Raw genomic sequence first — 16,778 nt, forward strand, 5'->3', positions numbered from 1 at the left:
TGCATACTTACCACTTTGTTTTGTGCAAGGGAATATTTGCGCTATGTCCGCAATCACTGAATCTAAACCAACAAGAAGATGGGCAATGCCCGATACGTTGGTGATTATCTTTTTTGTTGCCATTTTAACCAGCCTTGCCACCTGGGTAGTTCCGGTGGGCATGTTTGACAGTCAGGAAGTGCAGTATCAGGTTGATGGTCAAACAAAAACACGCAAAGTCGTAGATCCACACTCATTCCGCATTCTGACTAACGAAGCAGGCGAACCTGAGTATCACCGCGTACAACTGTTCACGACGGGCGATGAACGCCCGGGTCTGATGAACTTCCCGTTTGAAGGGTTAACCTCAGGATCGAAATACGGGACAGCCGTTGGCATCATCATGTTTATGCTGGTGATTGGCGGCGCGTTTGGCATTGTGATGCGTACAGGAACCATTGATAACGGTATCCTGGCGCTTATTCGCCATACTCGCGGGAATGAAATTCTCTTTATTCCTGCGCTGTTTATTCTGTTTTCACTTGGCGGTGCGGTATTTGGTATGGGGGAAGAGGCCGTCGCCTTTGCCATTATCATCGCACCGCTAATGGTCCGGCTGGGCTATGACAGTATTACCACCGTCCTGGTGACTTATATTGCCACGCAAATCGGTTTTGCCAGTTCGTGGATGAACCCGTTTTGTGTGGTCGTTGCTCAGGGGATTGCCGGCGTTCCGGTGCTTTCTGGCTCCGGGTTGCGCATCGTGGTATGGGTTATCGCCACTCTGATTGGCCTGATCTTTACCATGGTGTACGCCTCACGAGTGAAAAAGAATCCTCTTCTGTCACGCGTGCATGAGTCCGACCGCTTCTTTCGTGAAAAGCAGGCGGATGTTGAACAACGTCCGTTTACCTTTGGTGACTGGCTGGTATTGATTGTCCTGACCGCCGTAATGGTCTGGGTGATTTGGGGCGTGATCGTTAATGCCTGGTTTATTCCAGAAATTGCCAGCCAGTTCTTCACCATGGGTCTGGTGATTGGCATCATCGGCGTCGTTTTCCGCCTTAACGGCATGACGGTTAATACCATGGCTTCATCCTTTACCGAAGGGGCGCGAATGATGATCGCCCCTGCCCTGCTGGTGGGTTTCGCCAAAGGGATTTTGCTGCTGGTCGGTAATGGTGAAGCGGGTGATGCCAGCGTGTTAAATACCATCCTCAACAGCATTGCCAATGCCATTAGCGGTCTGGATAACGCGGTCGCGGCCTGGTTTATGTTGCTCTTCCAGGCAGTATTTAATTTCTTCGTGACGTCCGGTTCTGGTCAGGCGGCGTTAACCATGCCGTTACTGGCACCGCTTGGCGATCTGGTCGGTGTTAACCGTCAGGTTACCGTGCTGGCGTTCCAGTTTGGTGATGGCTTCAGCCACATCATTTACCCGACCTCAGCTTCGTTAATGGCAACGCTCGGTGTTTGCCGGGTGGACTTCCGTAACTGGCTGAAGGTGGGCGCGACACTGCTTGGACTGCTGTTTATTATGTCCAGCGTCGTGGTGATCGGCGCTCAGTTGATGGGTTACCACTAAAAATGTTAAGAGCCGCAATTGCGGCTCTTTTTTCATTCTGCCGTTTCAGTTTCTACGGCTTCATTTTTGGCATTGCGCTTCATCCACAACGCCAGCGCTTTCAGCGAGTCTGGAGTGAACTCATCGCAGCGTGCGGTGATTTCTTCCGGCGTCAGCCAGCAAACTTCACTGACTTCATCTTCCTGTAGGGCGAAGGGACCGTGAGAGACGCAACTGAACAACGCGCCCCAGACACGGCAATTTTTATCTTCGAAATAGAACTGCCCGTGCTCGGCAAAGGGGACACCGGCAATGCCCAACTCTTCTTCCGCTTCGCGACGCGCGGATTCCAGCAGTTGCTCATCGGCCTGGACCACACCGCCTGCGGTCGCATCTAACATGCCGGGTAAAAAGTCTTTTGTCTCGGTACGACGCTGGACCAGAATTTTGCCCATGCCATCATGCACGACGATGTAAGTTGCACGATGACGCAGACACTGTGCCCGCATTTGTTCCCGGCTGGCTTGTGCAATGACTTCGTTCTCTTCATTGACAATATCCACCCATTCAGTACTTGCCAAACGACGCTGTTCCATTATCAGGAAACCTTCTTTTTCTGGCGCTCTTACGGCGCATTTTGAGTTGTGGGTAAATTACGGATTAATCGCGACCTGCGCAATGATACTTTGATCATTGAGTGCGATTACACTAAGTACGTCATTATCCAGCATGCCATAACTCGCCGGATTACCGCCTTTAGGAATACTCACCGAGCCGGGGTTGAAGTGGAAAATCTCCCCCCGCTGTTCTGCCACTGGCAGATGGGTATGACCGTACACCAGCACATCGTTCTGGTTTAAAGCAGGTAGGTTTTCCGGGCCAAAAAGATGACCATGCGTCAAAAACAGACGTTGTTTTTCCAGTAATACCTGTTGCCACGGCGCGGTTATCGGGAAATGCAGCAGCATTTGATCCACTTCGCTGTCGCAGTTGCCGCGCACAGCGATAACCTTATGTGCCACTTCATTAAGCCGTTCAGCGACTTTGGCTGGCGCGTAACCCTCCGGTAAAGCATTACGCGGGCCGTGATTCAACACGTCGCCAAGGATCACCAGCCACTGGGCACCGCTTTGGGCAAACAACTCCAGAACACGTTCCGTCGCCGGTAACGACCCATGAATGTCCGATGCAAACATCAGTTTCATCACTCACTCCTCGTCGAAAAAACGTAAGCTATGATACTGGATTCTTTCGTTGCTATCAGCCAGATTGCTTCGCCGAAAGAGCAATAAAACGCTGGACAGACGCTCGCTGCCACTGGAATGTCGCATAATCCACCAGGCGTTCCGGCACCTCATCGCCATGTAGTACCAGGCGGTTAATCATTAGCGCCAGATCAGTATCAGCAATGCACCATTCACCAAATAAATTCGGCCGCCCCAGTGCTAACAAATGTTCTGCCATCGCGAACAGTTTCTCTGCACTGGCTTTTCCCTCGGCCGTTAGTGGCGCTTTTTTCGCCCCCGCAAAGACAACATCCGTCGGACGCTCTTCGCGGATGGGCATCAGATCGCTGCGCAACCAGGCCTGAATCTGTCGTGCACGCGCACGATTTTCTAAATCAAGCGGATAAATACGTTCCCAGGTCGGTGGCGCAAATCGATCTTCCAGATACTCCGCAATGGCAGAAGATTCACTCAACTCAAAATCATCGATTTGTAATAACGGCACACGGCGTGTCTGACCGTAACCTTGCCACGTCGGTTGCAAATGTTCACCGCTGTCGAGGTCGATGGTCTTGATATGAAACGACAGGCCTTTCTCCTGCAACGCCACCCAGGCGGATAACACATAAGGGGAGAAAAAATGGGCATCTGACCAAAGCGTGATAGCGGGTTTACTCATTATGTCCTCGGCAATAAAGGGGGCTGGCTATCAAACTATAGAGCCTTTTTGTCACTGTCACGTGACGAATACTCACGCAAGTCGCCGCGCTTTCTATACTTGTGGTGTTCAGATGATTAGACAACCGGAGCTGCAATGATCGATCTCTATTTCGCCCCGACACCCAATGGCCACAAAATTACGCTGTTTCTCGAAGAAGCAGGGCTGGATTATCGCTTGATAAAGGTAGACCTGGGGAAAGGCGGTCAGTTTCGCCCGGAATTTTTGCGCATTTCGCCTAACAACAAAATTCCGGCAATTGTTGATCATTCTCCAGCCGATGGCGGCGAACCGCTAAGCCTCTTTGAATCTGGTGCCATTTTGTTGTATCTGGCTGAGAAAACGGGGCTCTTTTTGAGTCATGAAACGCGTGAACGCGCCGCCACATTACAGTGGTTATTCTGGCAGGTAGGCGGACTGGGGCCGATGCTTGGGCAAAATCATCATTTTAATCACGCAGCCCCCCAAACCATTCCTTACGCTATTGAACGTTATCAGGTTGAAACTCAGCGTCTGTACCATGTACTGAACAAGCGGCTGGAAAACTCGCCCTGGCTGGGAGGCGAGAACTACAGCATTGCGGATATTGCCTGCTGGCCGTGGGTTAATGCCTGGACTCGCCAGCGAATTGACCTCGCAATGTATCCGGCAGTCAAGAACTGGCATGAGCGGATCCGTTCGCGCCCTGCCACCGGGCAGGCACTGCTAAAAGCACAACACGGTGACGATCGTTCGGATAGTTAACAGAAACAGGTTCTCGTGTATTATTTCATCCTAAGTAAAACAACGGAGAACCTGCAATGGCACAACCTGCCGCTATTATTCGTATAAAGAACCTTCGTTTACGTACGTTTATCGGAATTAAGGAAGAAGAAATTAACAACCGTCAGGATATTGTTATCAATGTGACGATCCACTACCCCGCCGATAAAGCGCGCACTAGCGAAGATATCAACGATGCGCTGAATTATCGCACCGTAACGAAAAACATTATTCAGCATGTAGAGAATAACCGTTTCTCTTTGCTGGAAAAATTAACTCAGGATGTGCTCGATATCGCACGTGAACATCACTGGGTGACGTATGCTGAAGTGGAGATCGATAAACTGCACGCGCTGCGCTACGCCGATTCGGTATCCATGACCTTAAGCTGGCAGCGTTAACCGCCATATCGGGAGGCTGCATGAAGATAGTGATCACCGGAGGGACGGGATTAATTGGTCGCCATTTGATTCCGCGTTTGCTGGATCTGGGCCATCAAATCACGGTAGTGACGCGTAACCCGCAGAAAGCCAGTTCCGTTCTCGGCCCTCGGGTGACACTATGGCAAGGGCTTGCCGATCAAAGTAACCTCAACGGCGTTGATGCGGTAATCAACCTGGCCGGAGAACCGATTGCTGATAAACGCTGGACTCACGAGCAAAAAGAGCGTCTCTGCCAAAGCCGCTGGAATATCACGCAAAAACTGGTCGATTTGATTAATGCCAGCGACACGCCACCGTCGGTACTCATTTCCGGCTCGGCAACGGGCTATTATGGCGACTTAGGTGAAGTGGTGGTTACCGAAGAGGAACCGCCGCATAACGAATTTACCCATAAACTCTGCGCCCGCTGGGAAGAAATTGCCTGTCGGGCACAAAGTGACAAAACGCGAGTGTGCCTGCTGCGTACCGGCGTAGTGCTGGCACCGGATGGCGGTATTCTCGATAAAATGCTGCCGCCGTTTCGTCTTGGCCTGGGCGGGCCGATTGGTTCCGGTCGGCAGTATCTGGCCTGGATTCATATTGATGATATGGTCAATGGCATTCTCTGGCTGCTGGATAACGAGCTGCGCGGGCCATTTAATATGGTTTCGCCCTACCCGGTACGCAATGAACAATTTGCCCATGCGCTCGGTCATGCGCTGCATCGCCCGGCTATTTTGCGCGTCCCCGCAACCGCCATTCGGCTGTTAATGGGCGAATCTTCAGTACTGGTATTAGGTGGACAACGCGCGCTGCCTAAACGGCTGGAAGAAGCGGGATTTGCGTTTCGCTGGTACGATTTAGAAGAGGCGCTGGAAAACGTAGTCCAGTAATTTTTTACGTTCTTTCATGCCTGGCAATTATTGCCAGGCATGAAAGCGAGTTATTTACCTTTATCTACGAGCTACTTCGGGCGCGGCATAGCGAGTGCCAAAACGGCTCCATTTTGCCAGAAAAGCAAATAAAAGAGCGATCGCAAAGCAACTCAAATTAAAAAACGTCCACGGCAGGTAATCAAGTGTTGCAACACCAAGCGTTTTCGCCATAAACATCCCGGAAATAGTCCAGGGAAAAAGTCCTTCCAGCAAAGTGGCTCCAGACTCCATGGCCCGCGACATATTCACTTTATGCAATTGATGTTCGTCATAGCACGGATCATACATGCTTTTGACCAGAAAAAAGCTAATGACGGCATTTCCAGTACAGGCCACTAATAATGTACTGGAAAACATCGTAGCCAGAACGACGCTGGTTACAGAGCGTAATTTCTTAACCAGACGTTGCAGGACAATATTTAATCCGCCAGATGCCTCAAGTGCTGATGCAAATAAAAATGCACAAAGCATCACCACAATCGGACTGACCATAGAATAGATTCCGCCGCGATTGAGAAGCACCATAAGATTTTTAGCCACCAGCGGATCGCTGGCAATACCATCAAATTGTAGTAACATGGTATCTTTAAAACCATTTACAGCGGATTGAACCATATCCATCCATGCAATCGGCTGAAATATTGCACCAATAAATAAAGCGAGGAACGAAGAGGCAATTAATACTACTGTAGTATCCCATTTTTTTAGCGCACCGAAGAACACCAGTAGTGCGGGAAGCAAACACAGCGGATTTAACCAAAAAAGTCGCTGTAATACATCTCTCATAATGGCAATATTCTCAATTTGCTGATTCATTTCATTCAGGCCGCTTCCGGCCCACCAGAAGCCAAAACATGAGACGAAAAAAGCAGGAATAGAGGTATACATCATATTGCGAATACTTTGCCATAACTCGACGCCCGCAGCCATCGCTGCCATATTGGTGGTATCGGAAAGAGGCGATAATTTATCACCAAAATAGGAACCCGAAATCACCGCCCCGGCGGTAATCGGTAATGAAACGTCCATCGCCGCAGCCACGGCCATCAATGCTACGCCGATAGTACCCGCCGTACCCCATGATGTTCCGGTAAAAAGAGAGATACAAACTGTCACCAGGAAGGCTGTCAAATAGAGATAATGAGGGCTTACCATTTCCAGACCATATAAAACCATTAAAGGAATTGTTCCGGAAACTATCCAGCAGCCAATCAACATCCCGATAGAGAGTAAAATAAGCATTGCCGGAACTGCTTCTTTAATTTTACTCATAAATATATTAACAATATCTCTCCAGCGCGCACCATAATACCTGGCATAAAAAGCAGTAACCAACGTCACTACAATCAACACAAACTCCACGGGGGCATTAAGTATCCCGACGCCAGCCAGGAACAATATAAAAATAATAGCCAGAATGATCATCGCCGAGCTAAAGGATGGCTGATTTATTGTCATGGTTTCGTCCTTAGCGAGTCAAAAGCACGCTCCAGATCGGCAATTAAAAGAGCGGCATTTTCCTGCCCAAGCGAGAGACGAATTAATCCGCGCGGGATCTCCGCATCATCCAGTGCAGACTGATTATAACCACGGTTAGGTGAGATAATCAGGCTTTCATAGCCGCCCCAGCTACAGCCCGGTTTGAAAATACGGCAGGCATCGATAAAGCATTTCACTTCCTCAAAGCCGGCTCCTTTTAATTCGAAACTAAACAGTCCTGAAAAGCCACACATCTGGCGACGAATTATCTCTTTTTCCTTATCTGTAGCGCAGAGAGGATGACGTATATTTTCCACCTCATCACGAGTAGCTAACCATTCAATAACGTTAATCGCGTTATGCTGATGCGTTGCCATTCTGATCGGGAGTGTTCGTATACCACGTAACAGTAACCAGGCGCTAAACGGCGAAAGCACGGCACCTAATAGCTGATGCGAGAAATCACGAATGATGCTCATCAATTCACGGCGGGTGATTACCACACCAGCTAACACATCACTGTGCCCGGCGAGATATTTTGTGCAGGAATGAATGACAATATCAAATCCCAGACTTAACGGTTTTTGAAATAGCGGTGTCGGCCAGGTGTTATCAATTGCGGTGATAATCCCATAACGGGTCGCCAGTTGAGCTATCGCCTGTAAATCAACAATCTGCATTGTCATGGTGCCGGGTGACTCAGCGTATATCATTCGGGTATTCAGTTTGATTTTTTGTTCAATAATATTGATATCGCCGTTGGAGATAATGTCATATTCAATATGGTATTTTTTTGCCAGGTTTTTAACTAATTCGATAGCCGGACCATAGATTTGATTAACTAATAAAATATGGTCACCGCTGTTTAACAAACCGACCATCACTGCGCTGATTGCCCCCATGCCTGATGCAAAGCACCGCGCCTCTTCACCCCCCTCCAGCAAAGCAAGTTTGGTTTCAACCATACTTACGGTTGGATTTAAGCCGCGACTGTATATGTAACGCTGGGCTTCGTGACGCATATCATCACAATACTGCTGGTAATTCTTCTGCACAAAAAGACTGGTTTGAATAATCGGCGGCGCAACGGCACCGAAATACTCATCATGATTTTCATTTATACCGGAACAGGCAAGGTAATCGGATTCGGCAATATTTCCATCATTGAGTAACATGTTCTGATAACTGTTCATTTTATTTCCCTTATGTTTTTGTACAGAGAAATAGTAATATTATCATCTGGAAAAACCTTTGCACTTTTGCCAGTAACGGACTTGCCGTGGCAGACAATTAAAGAACAGATTGTAGGAACTCACATTTAAATCATATGGATTATGAATATTTTATTTATAAAGAAAAACATATATAAGCGACAAGTTAAAATACATTGAAGAAAGGGATAAATAAATGTGAGGAATATAGTTACGTTTACTACATGACTGTCTCTTGCGGTCATGACTGCAAGAGACAGATTTAATTAGAATAAAGTTCCACAGACGTCACTGCTTCTGGTTCAGAAGCTCCTCTGGTGAAAGTCGGGTCAGCGTCAGAACTAACTCTCGGTCTAAACCTCTCTCCAGCATCTCCTGAGCAATACGCAGGGCTTCTTCGCGTTTGCCCAGAATTAATCCATCATTCCGCCCTTCTTCACGTAATCTGTCAGCAATAGTCATCAGTTTCTCCTTTTCTTGTGGTGCGCGTTCCGCTATCTCACCAATAAATGCACGGAAACGCTGGGCATCTCCCGTTTGTAATACGTAATTAAACAGGGCTTTTAGCTGCCTGTCATTAGTGTTTCCTGTAACTAGCAGCGAAACAATTTGGTCGACTAATCCCAACAGATCGCGCTGACGAATATGTTTCTGAATTAACTCCAACAGCGCCATTTTGCGATGTTGCATAATCTCGTCATCCGGCACCACGGTAATATCCACCAGCGGAAAAGCCGATGAATATATTTTGCGGGCTATAGCAGGCTCGGCAAATTCATCAAGCCAGCAGAGTGAATAAGGATAAGGACTTCTGCAACCATGATAAAACAGCATCGGGATCACCAATGGAAGCTCTTTATAGCCTGCATCAAGATGGTTTTGCATCGCCGCAATGGAATAGCGCATCATGCGAAAAGCCATTAATTCTTCCGGCTTACTTTGGTGCTCTATCACCACATAAATATAACCCGCTCCCTCCTGCGTTTTCACAGACCACAAGAGGTCGGAATAATATTGCCGCAGGTCTTCATCAATAAAACTGTTTGGTTCCAGTTTAAGCGTCGTTAAATCACACAGTTTGCGCAGCGGCGCGGGGAGATGAATATCAATAAAATCCCGGGCGGTGTCTGGATGGCGTAAAAAAGATTTAAATACCGCATCATGCGGCGTGGAAGTTGTCGATATTGTCATGGCGTTCCGTCACCCCTCAAATTTAAGATGACGCGACAATAACCACGATTAACACCCAATGCAGCAGGCAGTTTTTATCTTTGGACAGCGAATTCAGAACTATTTTTAACGGACTGCAACTTTTACATTTCAGCGGAAGCGGACTCGCAAATTCCCCTTGAAAATACTCCGGCAGCGTTAGCCACCGGAGAGGAAATTATTTCAGCGAACCTTTAAGGAACTGTTGCAGACGAGGACTTTGCGGGTTACCGAATAACTGTTCTGGCGCGCCCTCTTCTTCTATTTTCCCCTGATGGAGGAAAATGACGTGAGTAGAAACATGGCGAGCAAAGCCCATTTCGTGGGTCACCACCACCATGGTTTTCCCCTCTTCTGCCAGTTGCTGCATAATACGCAACACTTCGCCTACCAGTTCAGGATCGAGCGCCGAGGTAGGTTCATCAAACAGTAAAACTTCCGGTTCCATCGCCAGCGCCCTGGCGATGGAAACACGCTGTTGCTGACCGCCGGAAAGATGCACCGGATATTTCCCCTGCGCACGTTCGTCTATCCCGACTTTCGCCAGATACTTCACCGCCCGCTCGCGCGCTTCCTGCTTGCTCAGGCCCAACACCTGAATCGGCGCTTCCATGACGTTTTCCAGCACCGTCATATGGCTCCAGAGATTGAAGTGCTGGAATACCATCGTCAGGCGTGTGCGCAGTAAGCGCAGCTGATTTTTATCGGCGACTTTGAGTTGACCATCTTTATCGCGCACCAGATTGATCGTCTGGCCATTGACCACGATCGATCCTTCGCTCGGTTTTTCGAGGAAGTTAATGCAGCGCAGAAAGGTACTTTTCCCCGATCCCGACGATCCGATGATGCTAATTACATCTCCGGCATTCGCTTGCAGTGAAACCCCTTTCAGCACTTCGTGTTCGCCGTAGCGTTTGTGCAAATCGATAACGTTTAATTTATTCTCGGACATCGTATTCTCAGTGCGTTGAAGAAGGTTTCACATGCTGCAACCAGCGTTTTTCCGCTCTGCGAAAGAGGCTGATCAGGACATAAGAGATGATTAAATAGAGCACCGCGGCAATGCCGAAGGCGGTAAAAGGTTGATACGTGGCGGCGTTAATATCGCGGGCTATTTTCAGCAGATCCGGCACCGTGGCAGTAAATGCCAACGCAGTAGAGTGCAGCATCAGGATCACTTCGTTGCTGTATGCCGGTAACGCAATACGCAGCGCAGAAGGCAAAATAATGCAGCGATACATTTTAAAAGTCGAGAAGCCATAGGCTCTGGCTGCTTCAATTTCCCCATGCGGAACCGAACGGATTGCCCCAGCAAAAATCTCGGTAGTGTAAGCGCAGGTGTTAAGCGTCAGCGCCAGCACAGTACAGTTCAGGCCACTGCGGAAAAAGGCGTTAAGAAACTCGGTCCCCTTAACAATCTCCAGCGTATACATGCCGGAATAGAACACCAGCAACTGAACATACAGCGGCGTACCGCGAAAAATATAGGTAAATAACCAGATTGGAAACTGGATGTATTTATTACTGGAGACACGACCAATCGCCAGAAACAGCGCCAGGACTCCGCCTATCACTACCGACAAAATAAGCAGCCACAGAGTGATCGCCACACCAGTAAAGCGATAACCGTCGGTCCACAGCAGCGGTTTCCAGTATTCATGTAAGATTTCGATCACAGGTCAGCCCTCTTCACACCCACGGAGTAGCGGCGCTCAAGGAACAGCAGCACACCATTGGAAACGGTGGTGAAAACCAGGTAAATCACGCCACAGACGATGGCGAAATAGAACGGTTCCCAGGTACTTTTGCCTGCCAGCTGCGTGGCTTTGACCACATCTTCCAGGCCGAGTAACGAAACCAGTGCGGTAGATTTGAGGATCACCTGCCAGTTGTTGCCAATGCCTGGCAGGGCGTAACGCATCATCGCCGGAAACATGATCCGCCGAAACACTTGCCCACGAGTAAAACCGAACGCCGTCGCCGCCTCTATATGTCCTTTCGGCACTGCCATAAACGCGCCACGAAACGTTTCGGTAAAATAAGCACCGTAGATAAAACCGAGAGTGATAATACCTGCGACCATCGGATCAATATCAATCTGCCCGACGCCCATCGCCTCCGTCACCGTGTTTAGTGCAATCTGCAAACCGTAGAAAATTAGCAGCATCAACACCAAGTCCGGCACGCCTCGAATCAGCGTGGTGTACCCTTCGAAAATCAGCCCCGAAAGCCGATTTTGCGAGAGCTTACCGCCAGCGCCAATTAAACCGATGATTACAGCGAGCACTACAGAGCTGATCGCCAGCTCCAGCGTGACGAGCGCACCCTGTAAAATAACACCTGAAAACCCATACAACATGCTGCCTGTCCTGTCGTGTGTGGTGAATTACCGCCTCTTGTCTCCCTCCGGTTACCCGAAGGGAGCGGGCTTTCTTTCACCGATGGCGATTAACCACCATAAACATCAAAATCGAAGTACTTTTTCGCTAATTTCTCGTAAGTACCGTCAGCGCGCATTTCGGCAAAGGCTTTGTTCAGTGCCTCGCGCAGTTCGTTATCTTCTTTACGCAGGCCCATGCCTGTCCCTACGCCAAACAGTTTTTCATCTTTAACAGACGGGCCACCGAATTTGTAATCTTTACCGACGGGTTGTTTGAGGAAACCTTCGCTGGCAGCGACCTCATCCTGGAACGCGGCATCAATACGTCCGGCAGTCAGGTCAGAATAAATGTTGTCCTGCCCCTGATAAGAGACGATTTCAATGCCTTTTGGTGCCCAGTGTTCGTTACCGAACGTCTCCTGGGTGGTGCCCTGCAATACGCCTACCCGTTTGCCTTTCAGCGATTCGACTGTCGGCTGAATGTCGGAATTTTTCGCCACCACCAGACGAGAATCGGCAGCGTACAGTTTGTCGGTGAAGGCTATTTCTTGCTGACGTTTTTCCGTAATGGAAAGCGATGACATGATGGCGTCAATCTTCTTCGCTTTTAAGGACGGGATTAACGCATCCAGTGGGTTTTCGACAAACGTACATTGCGTATTGATGCGTTTGCACAACTCCTTCGCCAGATCGATATCGAAGCCAACCAGTTCACCTTGTGAATTTTTTGATTCAAATGGCGCATAGGTCGGATCGGTACCGATGCGGATGTTTTGCGGAATCGCAGCAAACGCCGCAGTTGCGCTGGAGAAGGCCAGAACCAGAGAGAGCGATAGCACCAGTTTTTTCATAATGTCCTCAACTGACAGTCTTTTTATAGGGAATATTTACAGGTTTGTTACACTTATCGTGCCATAAAATTGACCATCAAGGCAAAATATCCCGCCCCGTTAGACGTATTATTTTTCATTAAAAATGCTTAAGTATGCATTTCAATGCACCACGATAGTGCAACAAACCTGGCGTGCACCATGATGATCATTTCATCAGGTACAGCTTCCCTGCGACGTATCAGTCACCGTAGACATTAAAGTCGAAATACTTTTTCGCCATCTTGTCGTAGGTGCCGTCCTGACGCAGCTCGTTAAGCGCCTTATTGAAGGCCGCCGTCAGTTCAGCATCATCTTTACGCAGCCCTACACCGGTGCCGTCACCGAAGTATTTTTTGTCTTTCACTGATGGGCCTGCAAAGGCGAAATCTTTACCGGCGGGTTGCTTAAGGAAACCTTCGCTGGCAGCAACTTCATCTTGTAACGCAGCATCCAGACGTCCTGCAGCCAGATCGGAATAGACTAAATCCTGGTTGGCATAGGCCACCACATCCACGCCTTTGCTACGCCAGGTCTCGTTAGCGTATGCTTCCTGGGTTGATCCCTGCAGCACACCAACATGTTTACCTTTCAGTGAATCCAGCGTTGGCTGAATCGGTGAACCTTTGGCGGCAATCAAACGAGAATCTGCGGCGTACAGCTTGTCGGAGAAAGCAATCTCCTGCTGACGTTTATCGGTAATGGAGAGCGACGAAATAATGGCGTCGATTTTTTTCGCTTTCAGTGAGGGGATCAGCGCGTCAAAGTCGCTGGCAACCCAGGTACATTTCACCTGCATCCGTTTGCACATCTCGTTACCGAGATCGATATCAAAGCCAACAAAATCACCTTTAGCATCTTTCGACGAGAACGGCGCATAGGTGGTATCGGTTCCGATACGTACCGTCTCCGGTAGCGCCGCATAGCTGGAAGCCGCTGCGGAGAGACCGACTAACAAAGACAGAGCGAGAATCGACTTCTTCATACATAACCCTCAAGTGAAAATGGCTTTTTTATGTTGTGTATTGTGTTGTGTGTTTGCAGGCTCTTTCATGCAGGTCTTATGCCATCTTGACGACAGCAGTAACATTCAACGTTAAATATGTTAATAAGACGTTGCATTATTGTCCTGAAGTTGAAGATAGCAGGTATGGCGGTTGAATCGCAGCGTTTCGATTCATCGAAAGGAACAAAATGTCGAGGATTTGATCGCGGTTGCAAAATTGCCCTGAAACAGGGCAACAGCGGAGTTATGCGCCCTGCCAGCGGGCAAAGAGATCTTCAGGAAGGGTTATGGCGAATTGATCGAGTACACGGTTAACCGTCTGATTTATCACATCATCAAGGGATTGCGGGCGATGATAAAACGCCGGAACGGGAGGCATAATCACCGCACCGATTTCTGCTGCCTGAGTCATTAAACGCAGATGGCCTAAGTGCAATGGTGTTTCACGTACGCAGAGCACCAACGGGCGACGCTCTTTCAGCACCACATCTGCCGCACGGGTCAGTAAGCCATCAGTATAGCTATGGACAATGCCGGACAGGGTTTTGATTGAACAGGGTAAAATCACCATCCCCAGCGTCTGGAAAGAACCGGAAGAGATGCTGGCGGCAATATCGCGCGCATCGTGCGTCACATCGGCTAACGCCTGCACTTCACGCAGGGAAAAATCCGTTTCAAGAGATAAGGTCTGGCGCGCGGCCTGGCTCATCACCAAATGCGTTTCAACATCTGCGACATCGCGCAGAACCTGTAATAAGCGCACGCCATAAATCGCGCCGCTGGCACCGCTGATGCCTACAATGAGTCGTTTCATAAATAGTTGCCCTGTCAGACTTGCAGGCAGACTTTGCAGGATTTCGGCGGGAGTTGCAAGTCAGGGTGCCAGAACGGCACCCTGAGCGAAGGCATCATCCTTCGTTATGCATTTCGAGATTTTCCACTTCGTTCTGACGTTGCACTGCTTTGGCGTCGTCATTACGTAACGTATCGAGGAAATCGAGGTAGCCCTGATCAACATCTTTGGTGACGTAGACGCCGTTGAATACCGAGCATTCAAACTGCTGGATATCCGGGTTTTCAGCGCGAACGGCTTCGATCAGATCGTTCAGATCCTGGAAAATCAACCCGTCAGCACCGATGATCTGGCGAATTTCATCTACTTCGCGACCGTGAGCGATCAGTTCCGTGGCGCTCGGCATATCGATACCGTAAACGTTCGGGAAGCGAATTTCCGGTGCCGCAGAAGCGAGGTACACTTTCTTCGCTCCGGCTTCGCGTGCCATCTCGATAATCTGCTCAGAAGTGGTGCCACGGACGATGGAGTCGTCGACCAGCAGGACGTTTTTATCGCGGAACTCGGCGCGGTTGGCGTTCAGTTTACGGCGCACGGACTTACGACGCAGCTGCTGGCCCGGCATGATGAAGGTGCGGCCAACATAGCGGTTTTTAACGAAGCCCTGGCGGTACGGTTTGCCCAGAATACGCGCAATTTCCAGCGCGATATCACACGAGGTTTCCGGGATCGGGATCACCACGTCGATATCCAGATCTTCCCATTCGCGGGCAATTTTCTCGCCCAGTTTCGTACCCATATTCACACGCGCGCTGTAAACGGAAATTTTGTCGATGAACGAGTCCGGGCGAGCAAAGTATACATACTCAAACAGGCACGGATTGCTGACCGGATTGTCAGCACATTGACGGGTAAACAACTGCCCTTCTTCAGTGATGTAAATCGCTTCGCCCGGCGCGACGTCACGCAGGAAATCAAAGCCCAGCGTATCGAGCGCTACGCTTTCGGAAGCGACCATATATTCTGTACGGTTCTCGTCAATATCACGTTTTCCCAGTACCAGCGGACGAATCCCGTTAGGATCGCGGAAAGCAACCATACCGTGGCCGATGATCATCGCCACACAGGCATACGCGCCGCGGATTAAGCGGTTTGTAGCAGCGATGGCAGCGAAAATATTGTCGGCTTCCAGCGGGTAGTGGCGGAAGTTGTCCAGTTCGCTGGCAAAGATATTAAGCAGAATTTCCGAGTCGGAAGTGGTGTTGATGTGGCGGCGTTTTTCTTCAAACAGTTTTTTACGCAACTCGTGAGCGTTGGTCAGATTGCCGTTGTGGGCAAGCGTAATGCCATACGGGGAGTTAACGTAAAACGGCTGCGCTTCAGAGGCGCTGGAGCTGCCAGCCGTAGGGTAACGCACATGGCCAATGCCCATATTGCCCTGCAAACGCTGCATATGGCGAGCTTCAAATACATCGCTCACCAGCCCGTTCGCTTTACGCAAACGGAAGCAGTTATTGGCATCTATGGTGATGATGCCGGCGGCATCCTGACCGCGATGCTGAAGCACCGTTAAGGCATCATAAATCGACTGGTTAACCGGCATAACACCGGCGATACCGACAATACCGCACATACGTCTTTTTCCTCGTTAAGCCACATCTCAGAGCACTTACGCTCTGGGCAAGAAACTTGACGAGCTTTGCAGATAATCAAAAAACCATCTGATGATAAAACTGAACTGCGGGATCAGCTGTGATTTGCTCCAGTCTTCGCTTTTCGACACCCCGGTAAAGGAGTCGAGAAAGAAGAGAATGGCGGCAACAATCAACACACCGCGCAACGCACCGAAACAGACGCCCAGCACCCGATCGGTGCCTGACAACCCCGTTTTCTCCACCAACTGGCCTATCACGAAGTTCACGATAGCACCAACGATCAGGGTAGCGATAAACAGTACCGCGATGGCAATCCCATTTCGAACCAGTTCGTCTTCAAAGCCCGTAAACCAGACTGACAGGTAAGTGTAGTAATGACTGGCAACAAAGAAAGCACAACCCCATGTCACCAGCGATAACGCTTCACGAACAAAGCCGCGGATCAGGCTAACCAGAGAGGAAAAAGCAATCACCGCGATTATGGCGTAATCAATCCAGACCATATGTGTCCCACGATTTTACGCCCTGTCATCCTGTTCGGGGCGCATTCTAACAGAAAAAGAAAACGTT

The 16,778-nt window shown here is 49.4% G+C and carries 18 protein-coding genes; 4 read left to right on the forward strand and 14 right to left on the reverse strand.

All coding sequences use genetic code 11. The annotated features are described in order from the left end of the window. Nucleotides 1–43: 43 nt before the first annotated feature. Complete coding sequence (gene yfcC, locus ACJHYW_RS04290) at nucleotides 44–1,564, forward strand: putative basic amino acid antiporter YfcC (protein WP_001274493.1); 1,521 nt, start codon at nucleotides 44–46, stop codon at nucleotides 1,562–1,564. A 32-nt stretch (nucleotides 1,565–1,596) separates the two neighbouring features. Here the strand turns inward: yfcC and yfcD are convergent, their stop codons facing one another. Genes yfcD through yfcF form a run of 3 tightly spaced genes read right to left on the reverse strand, consistent with a single transcriptional unit; the run spans nucleotide 1,597 to nucleotide 3,448 of the window. After that, complete coding sequence (yfcD, locus tag ACJHYW_RS04295; protein WP_000437935.1) at nucleotides 1,597–2,139, reverse strand: NUDIX hydrolase YfcD; 543 nt, start codon at nucleotides 2,137–2,139, stop codon at nucleotides 1,597–1,599. 57 nt (nucleotides 2,140–2,196) lie between these two features. Then, nucleotides 2,197–2,748, reverse strand: coding sequence for a phosphodiesterase (gene yfcE, locus ACJHYW_RS04300; protein ID WP_000772452.1), 552 nt, complete (start codon nucleotides 2,746–2,748; stop codon nucleotides 2,197–2,199). A 55-nt stretch (nucleotides 2,749–2,803) separates the two neighbouring features. Further along, complete coding sequence (gene yfcF / locus ACJHYW_RS04305; protein WP_000042441.1) at nucleotides 2,804–3,448, reverse strand: glutathione transferase; 645 nt, start codon at nucleotides 3,446–3,448, stop codon at nucleotides 2,804–2,806. 135 nt (nucleotides 3,449–3,583) lie between these two features. On the opposite strand from yfcF, the gene yfcG reads away from it, so the two are divergent. Genes yfcG through ACJHYW_RS04320 form a run of 3 tightly spaced genes read left to right on the forward strand, consistent with a single transcriptional unit; the run spans nucleotide 3,584 to nucleotide 5,564 of the window. Continuing rightward, nucleotides 3,584–4,231 carry a GSH-dependent disulfide bond oxidoreductase gene (gene yfcG / locus ACJHYW_RS04310; protein WP_000566498.1) on the forward strand — a complete coding sequence of 216 codons (648 nt, stop codon included), beginning with the start codon at nucleotides 3,584–3,586 and terminating at the stop codon, nucleotides 4,229–4,231. 56 nt (nucleotides 4,232–4,287) lie between these two features. Beyond that, nucleotides 4,288–4,650, forward strand: a complete 363-nt coding sequence (gene folX, locus ACJHYW_RS04315) for a dihydroneopterin triphosphate 2'-epimerase (protein ID WP_000068457.1) — start codon at nucleotides 4,288–4,290, stop codon at nucleotides 4,648–4,650. Between the two features lie 20 nt (nucleotides 4,651–4,670). Continuing rightward, nucleotides 4,671–5,564 carry a TIGR01777 family oxidoreductase gene (locus ACJHYW_RS04320; protein ID WP_000706594.1) on the forward strand — a complete coding sequence of 298 codons (894 nt, stop codon included), beginning with the start codon at nucleotides 4,671–4,673 and terminating at the stop codon, nucleotides 5,562–5,564. A 60-nt stretch (nucleotides 5,565–5,624) separates the two neighbouring features. On the opposite strand, the gene nhaC is transcribed toward ACJHYW_RS04320, so the two are convergent. The 11 genes from nhaC to cvpA form a co-directional block, all read right to left on the reverse strand. Then, complete coding sequence (nhaC, locus tag ACJHYW_RS04325) at nucleotides 5,625–7,064, reverse strand: Na+/H+ antiporter NhaC (RefSeq protein ID WP_000154656.1); 1,440 nt, start codon at nucleotides 7,062–7,064, stop codon at nucleotides 5,625–5,627. Then, a complete protein-coding gene (locus tag ACJHYW_RS04330; protein WP_001089884.1) occupies nucleotides 7,061–8,278 on the reverse strand; it encodes a trans-sulfuration enzyme family protein in 1,218 nt (405 codons plus the stop codon). The genes nhaC and ACJHYW_RS04330 overlap by 4 nt, the downstream gene beginning before the upstream one ends. A 306-nt stretch (nucleotides 8,279–8,584) precedes the next feature. Then, on the reverse strand, nucleotides 8,585–9,487 hold the full coding sequence (locus ACJHYW_RS04335; protein WP_000156125.1) for an Rpn family recombination-promoting nuclease/putative transposase: 903 nt from the start codon (nucleotides 9,485–9,487) through the stop codon (nucleotides 8,585–8,587). 196 nt (nucleotides 9,488–9,683) lie between these two features. After that, a complete protein-coding gene (gene hisP / locus ACJHYW_RS04340) occupies nucleotides 9,684–10,457 on the reverse strand; it encodes a histidine ABC transporter ATP-binding protein HisP (RefSeq protein ID WP_001293612.1) in 774 nt (257 codons plus the stop codon). Nucleotides 10,458–10,464: 7 nt separating this feature from the next. Continuing rightward, nucleotides 10,465–11,181, reverse strand: a complete 717-nt coding sequence (locus ACJHYW_RS04345) for an ABC transporter permease (RefSeq protein WP_000569958.1) — start codon at nucleotides 11,179–11,181, stop codon at nucleotides 10,465–10,467. Next, nucleotides 11,178–11,864: a histidine ABC transporter permease HisQ gene (gene hisQ / locus ACJHYW_RS04350; RefSeq protein WP_000965518.1), complete on the reverse strand. Its 687-nt coding sequence runs from the start codon at nucleotides 11,862–11,864 to the stop codon at nucleotides 11,178–11,180. The genes ACJHYW_RS04345 and hisQ overlap by 4 nt, the downstream gene beginning before the upstream one ends. An 89-nt stretch (nucleotides 11,865–11,953) precedes the next feature. Next, a complete protein-coding gene (gene hisJ, locus ACJHYW_RS04355; protein WP_000737621.1) occupies nucleotides 11,954–12,736 on the reverse strand; it encodes a histidine ABC transporter substrate-binding protein HisJ in 783 nt (260 codons plus the stop codon). Between the two features lie 220 nt (nucleotides 12,737–12,956). Continuing rightward, a complete protein-coding gene (argT, locus tag ACJHYW_RS04360; protein ID WP_000748259.1) occupies nucleotides 12,957–13,739 on the reverse strand; it encodes a lysine/arginine/ornithine ABC transporter substrate-binding protein ArgT in 783 nt (260 codons plus the stop codon). A gap of 265 nt (nucleotides 13,740–14,004) precedes the next feature. Continuing rightward, a complete protein-coding gene (gene ubiX, locus ACJHYW_RS04365) occupies nucleotides 14,005–14,574 on the reverse strand; it encodes a flavin prenyltransferase UbiX (protein WP_000825691.1) in 570 nt (189 codons plus the stop codon). Nucleotides 14,575–14,668: 94 nt separating this feature from the next. Continuing rightward, nucleotides 14,669–16,186, reverse strand: a complete 1,518-nt coding sequence (gene purF / locus ACJHYW_RS04370; protein WP_000334221.1) for an amidophosphoribosyltransferase — start codon at nucleotides 16,184–16,186, stop codon at nucleotides 14,669–14,671. A gap of 36 nt (nucleotides 16,187–16,222) precedes the next feature. After that, a complete protein-coding gene (gene cvpA / locus ACJHYW_RS04375; protein WP_000262113.1) occupies nucleotides 16,223–16,711 on the reverse strand; it encodes a colicin V production protein in 489 nt (162 codons plus the stop codon). Between the last annotated feature and the right edge of the window lie 67 nt (nucleotides 16,712–16,778).

Origin of the sequence: Escherichia sp. WS3063 (assembly GCF_046486595.1) — a bacterium.
GTDB lineage: Bacteria > Pseudomonadota > Gammaproteobacteria > Enterobacterales > Enterobacteriaceae > Escherichia > Escherichia coli.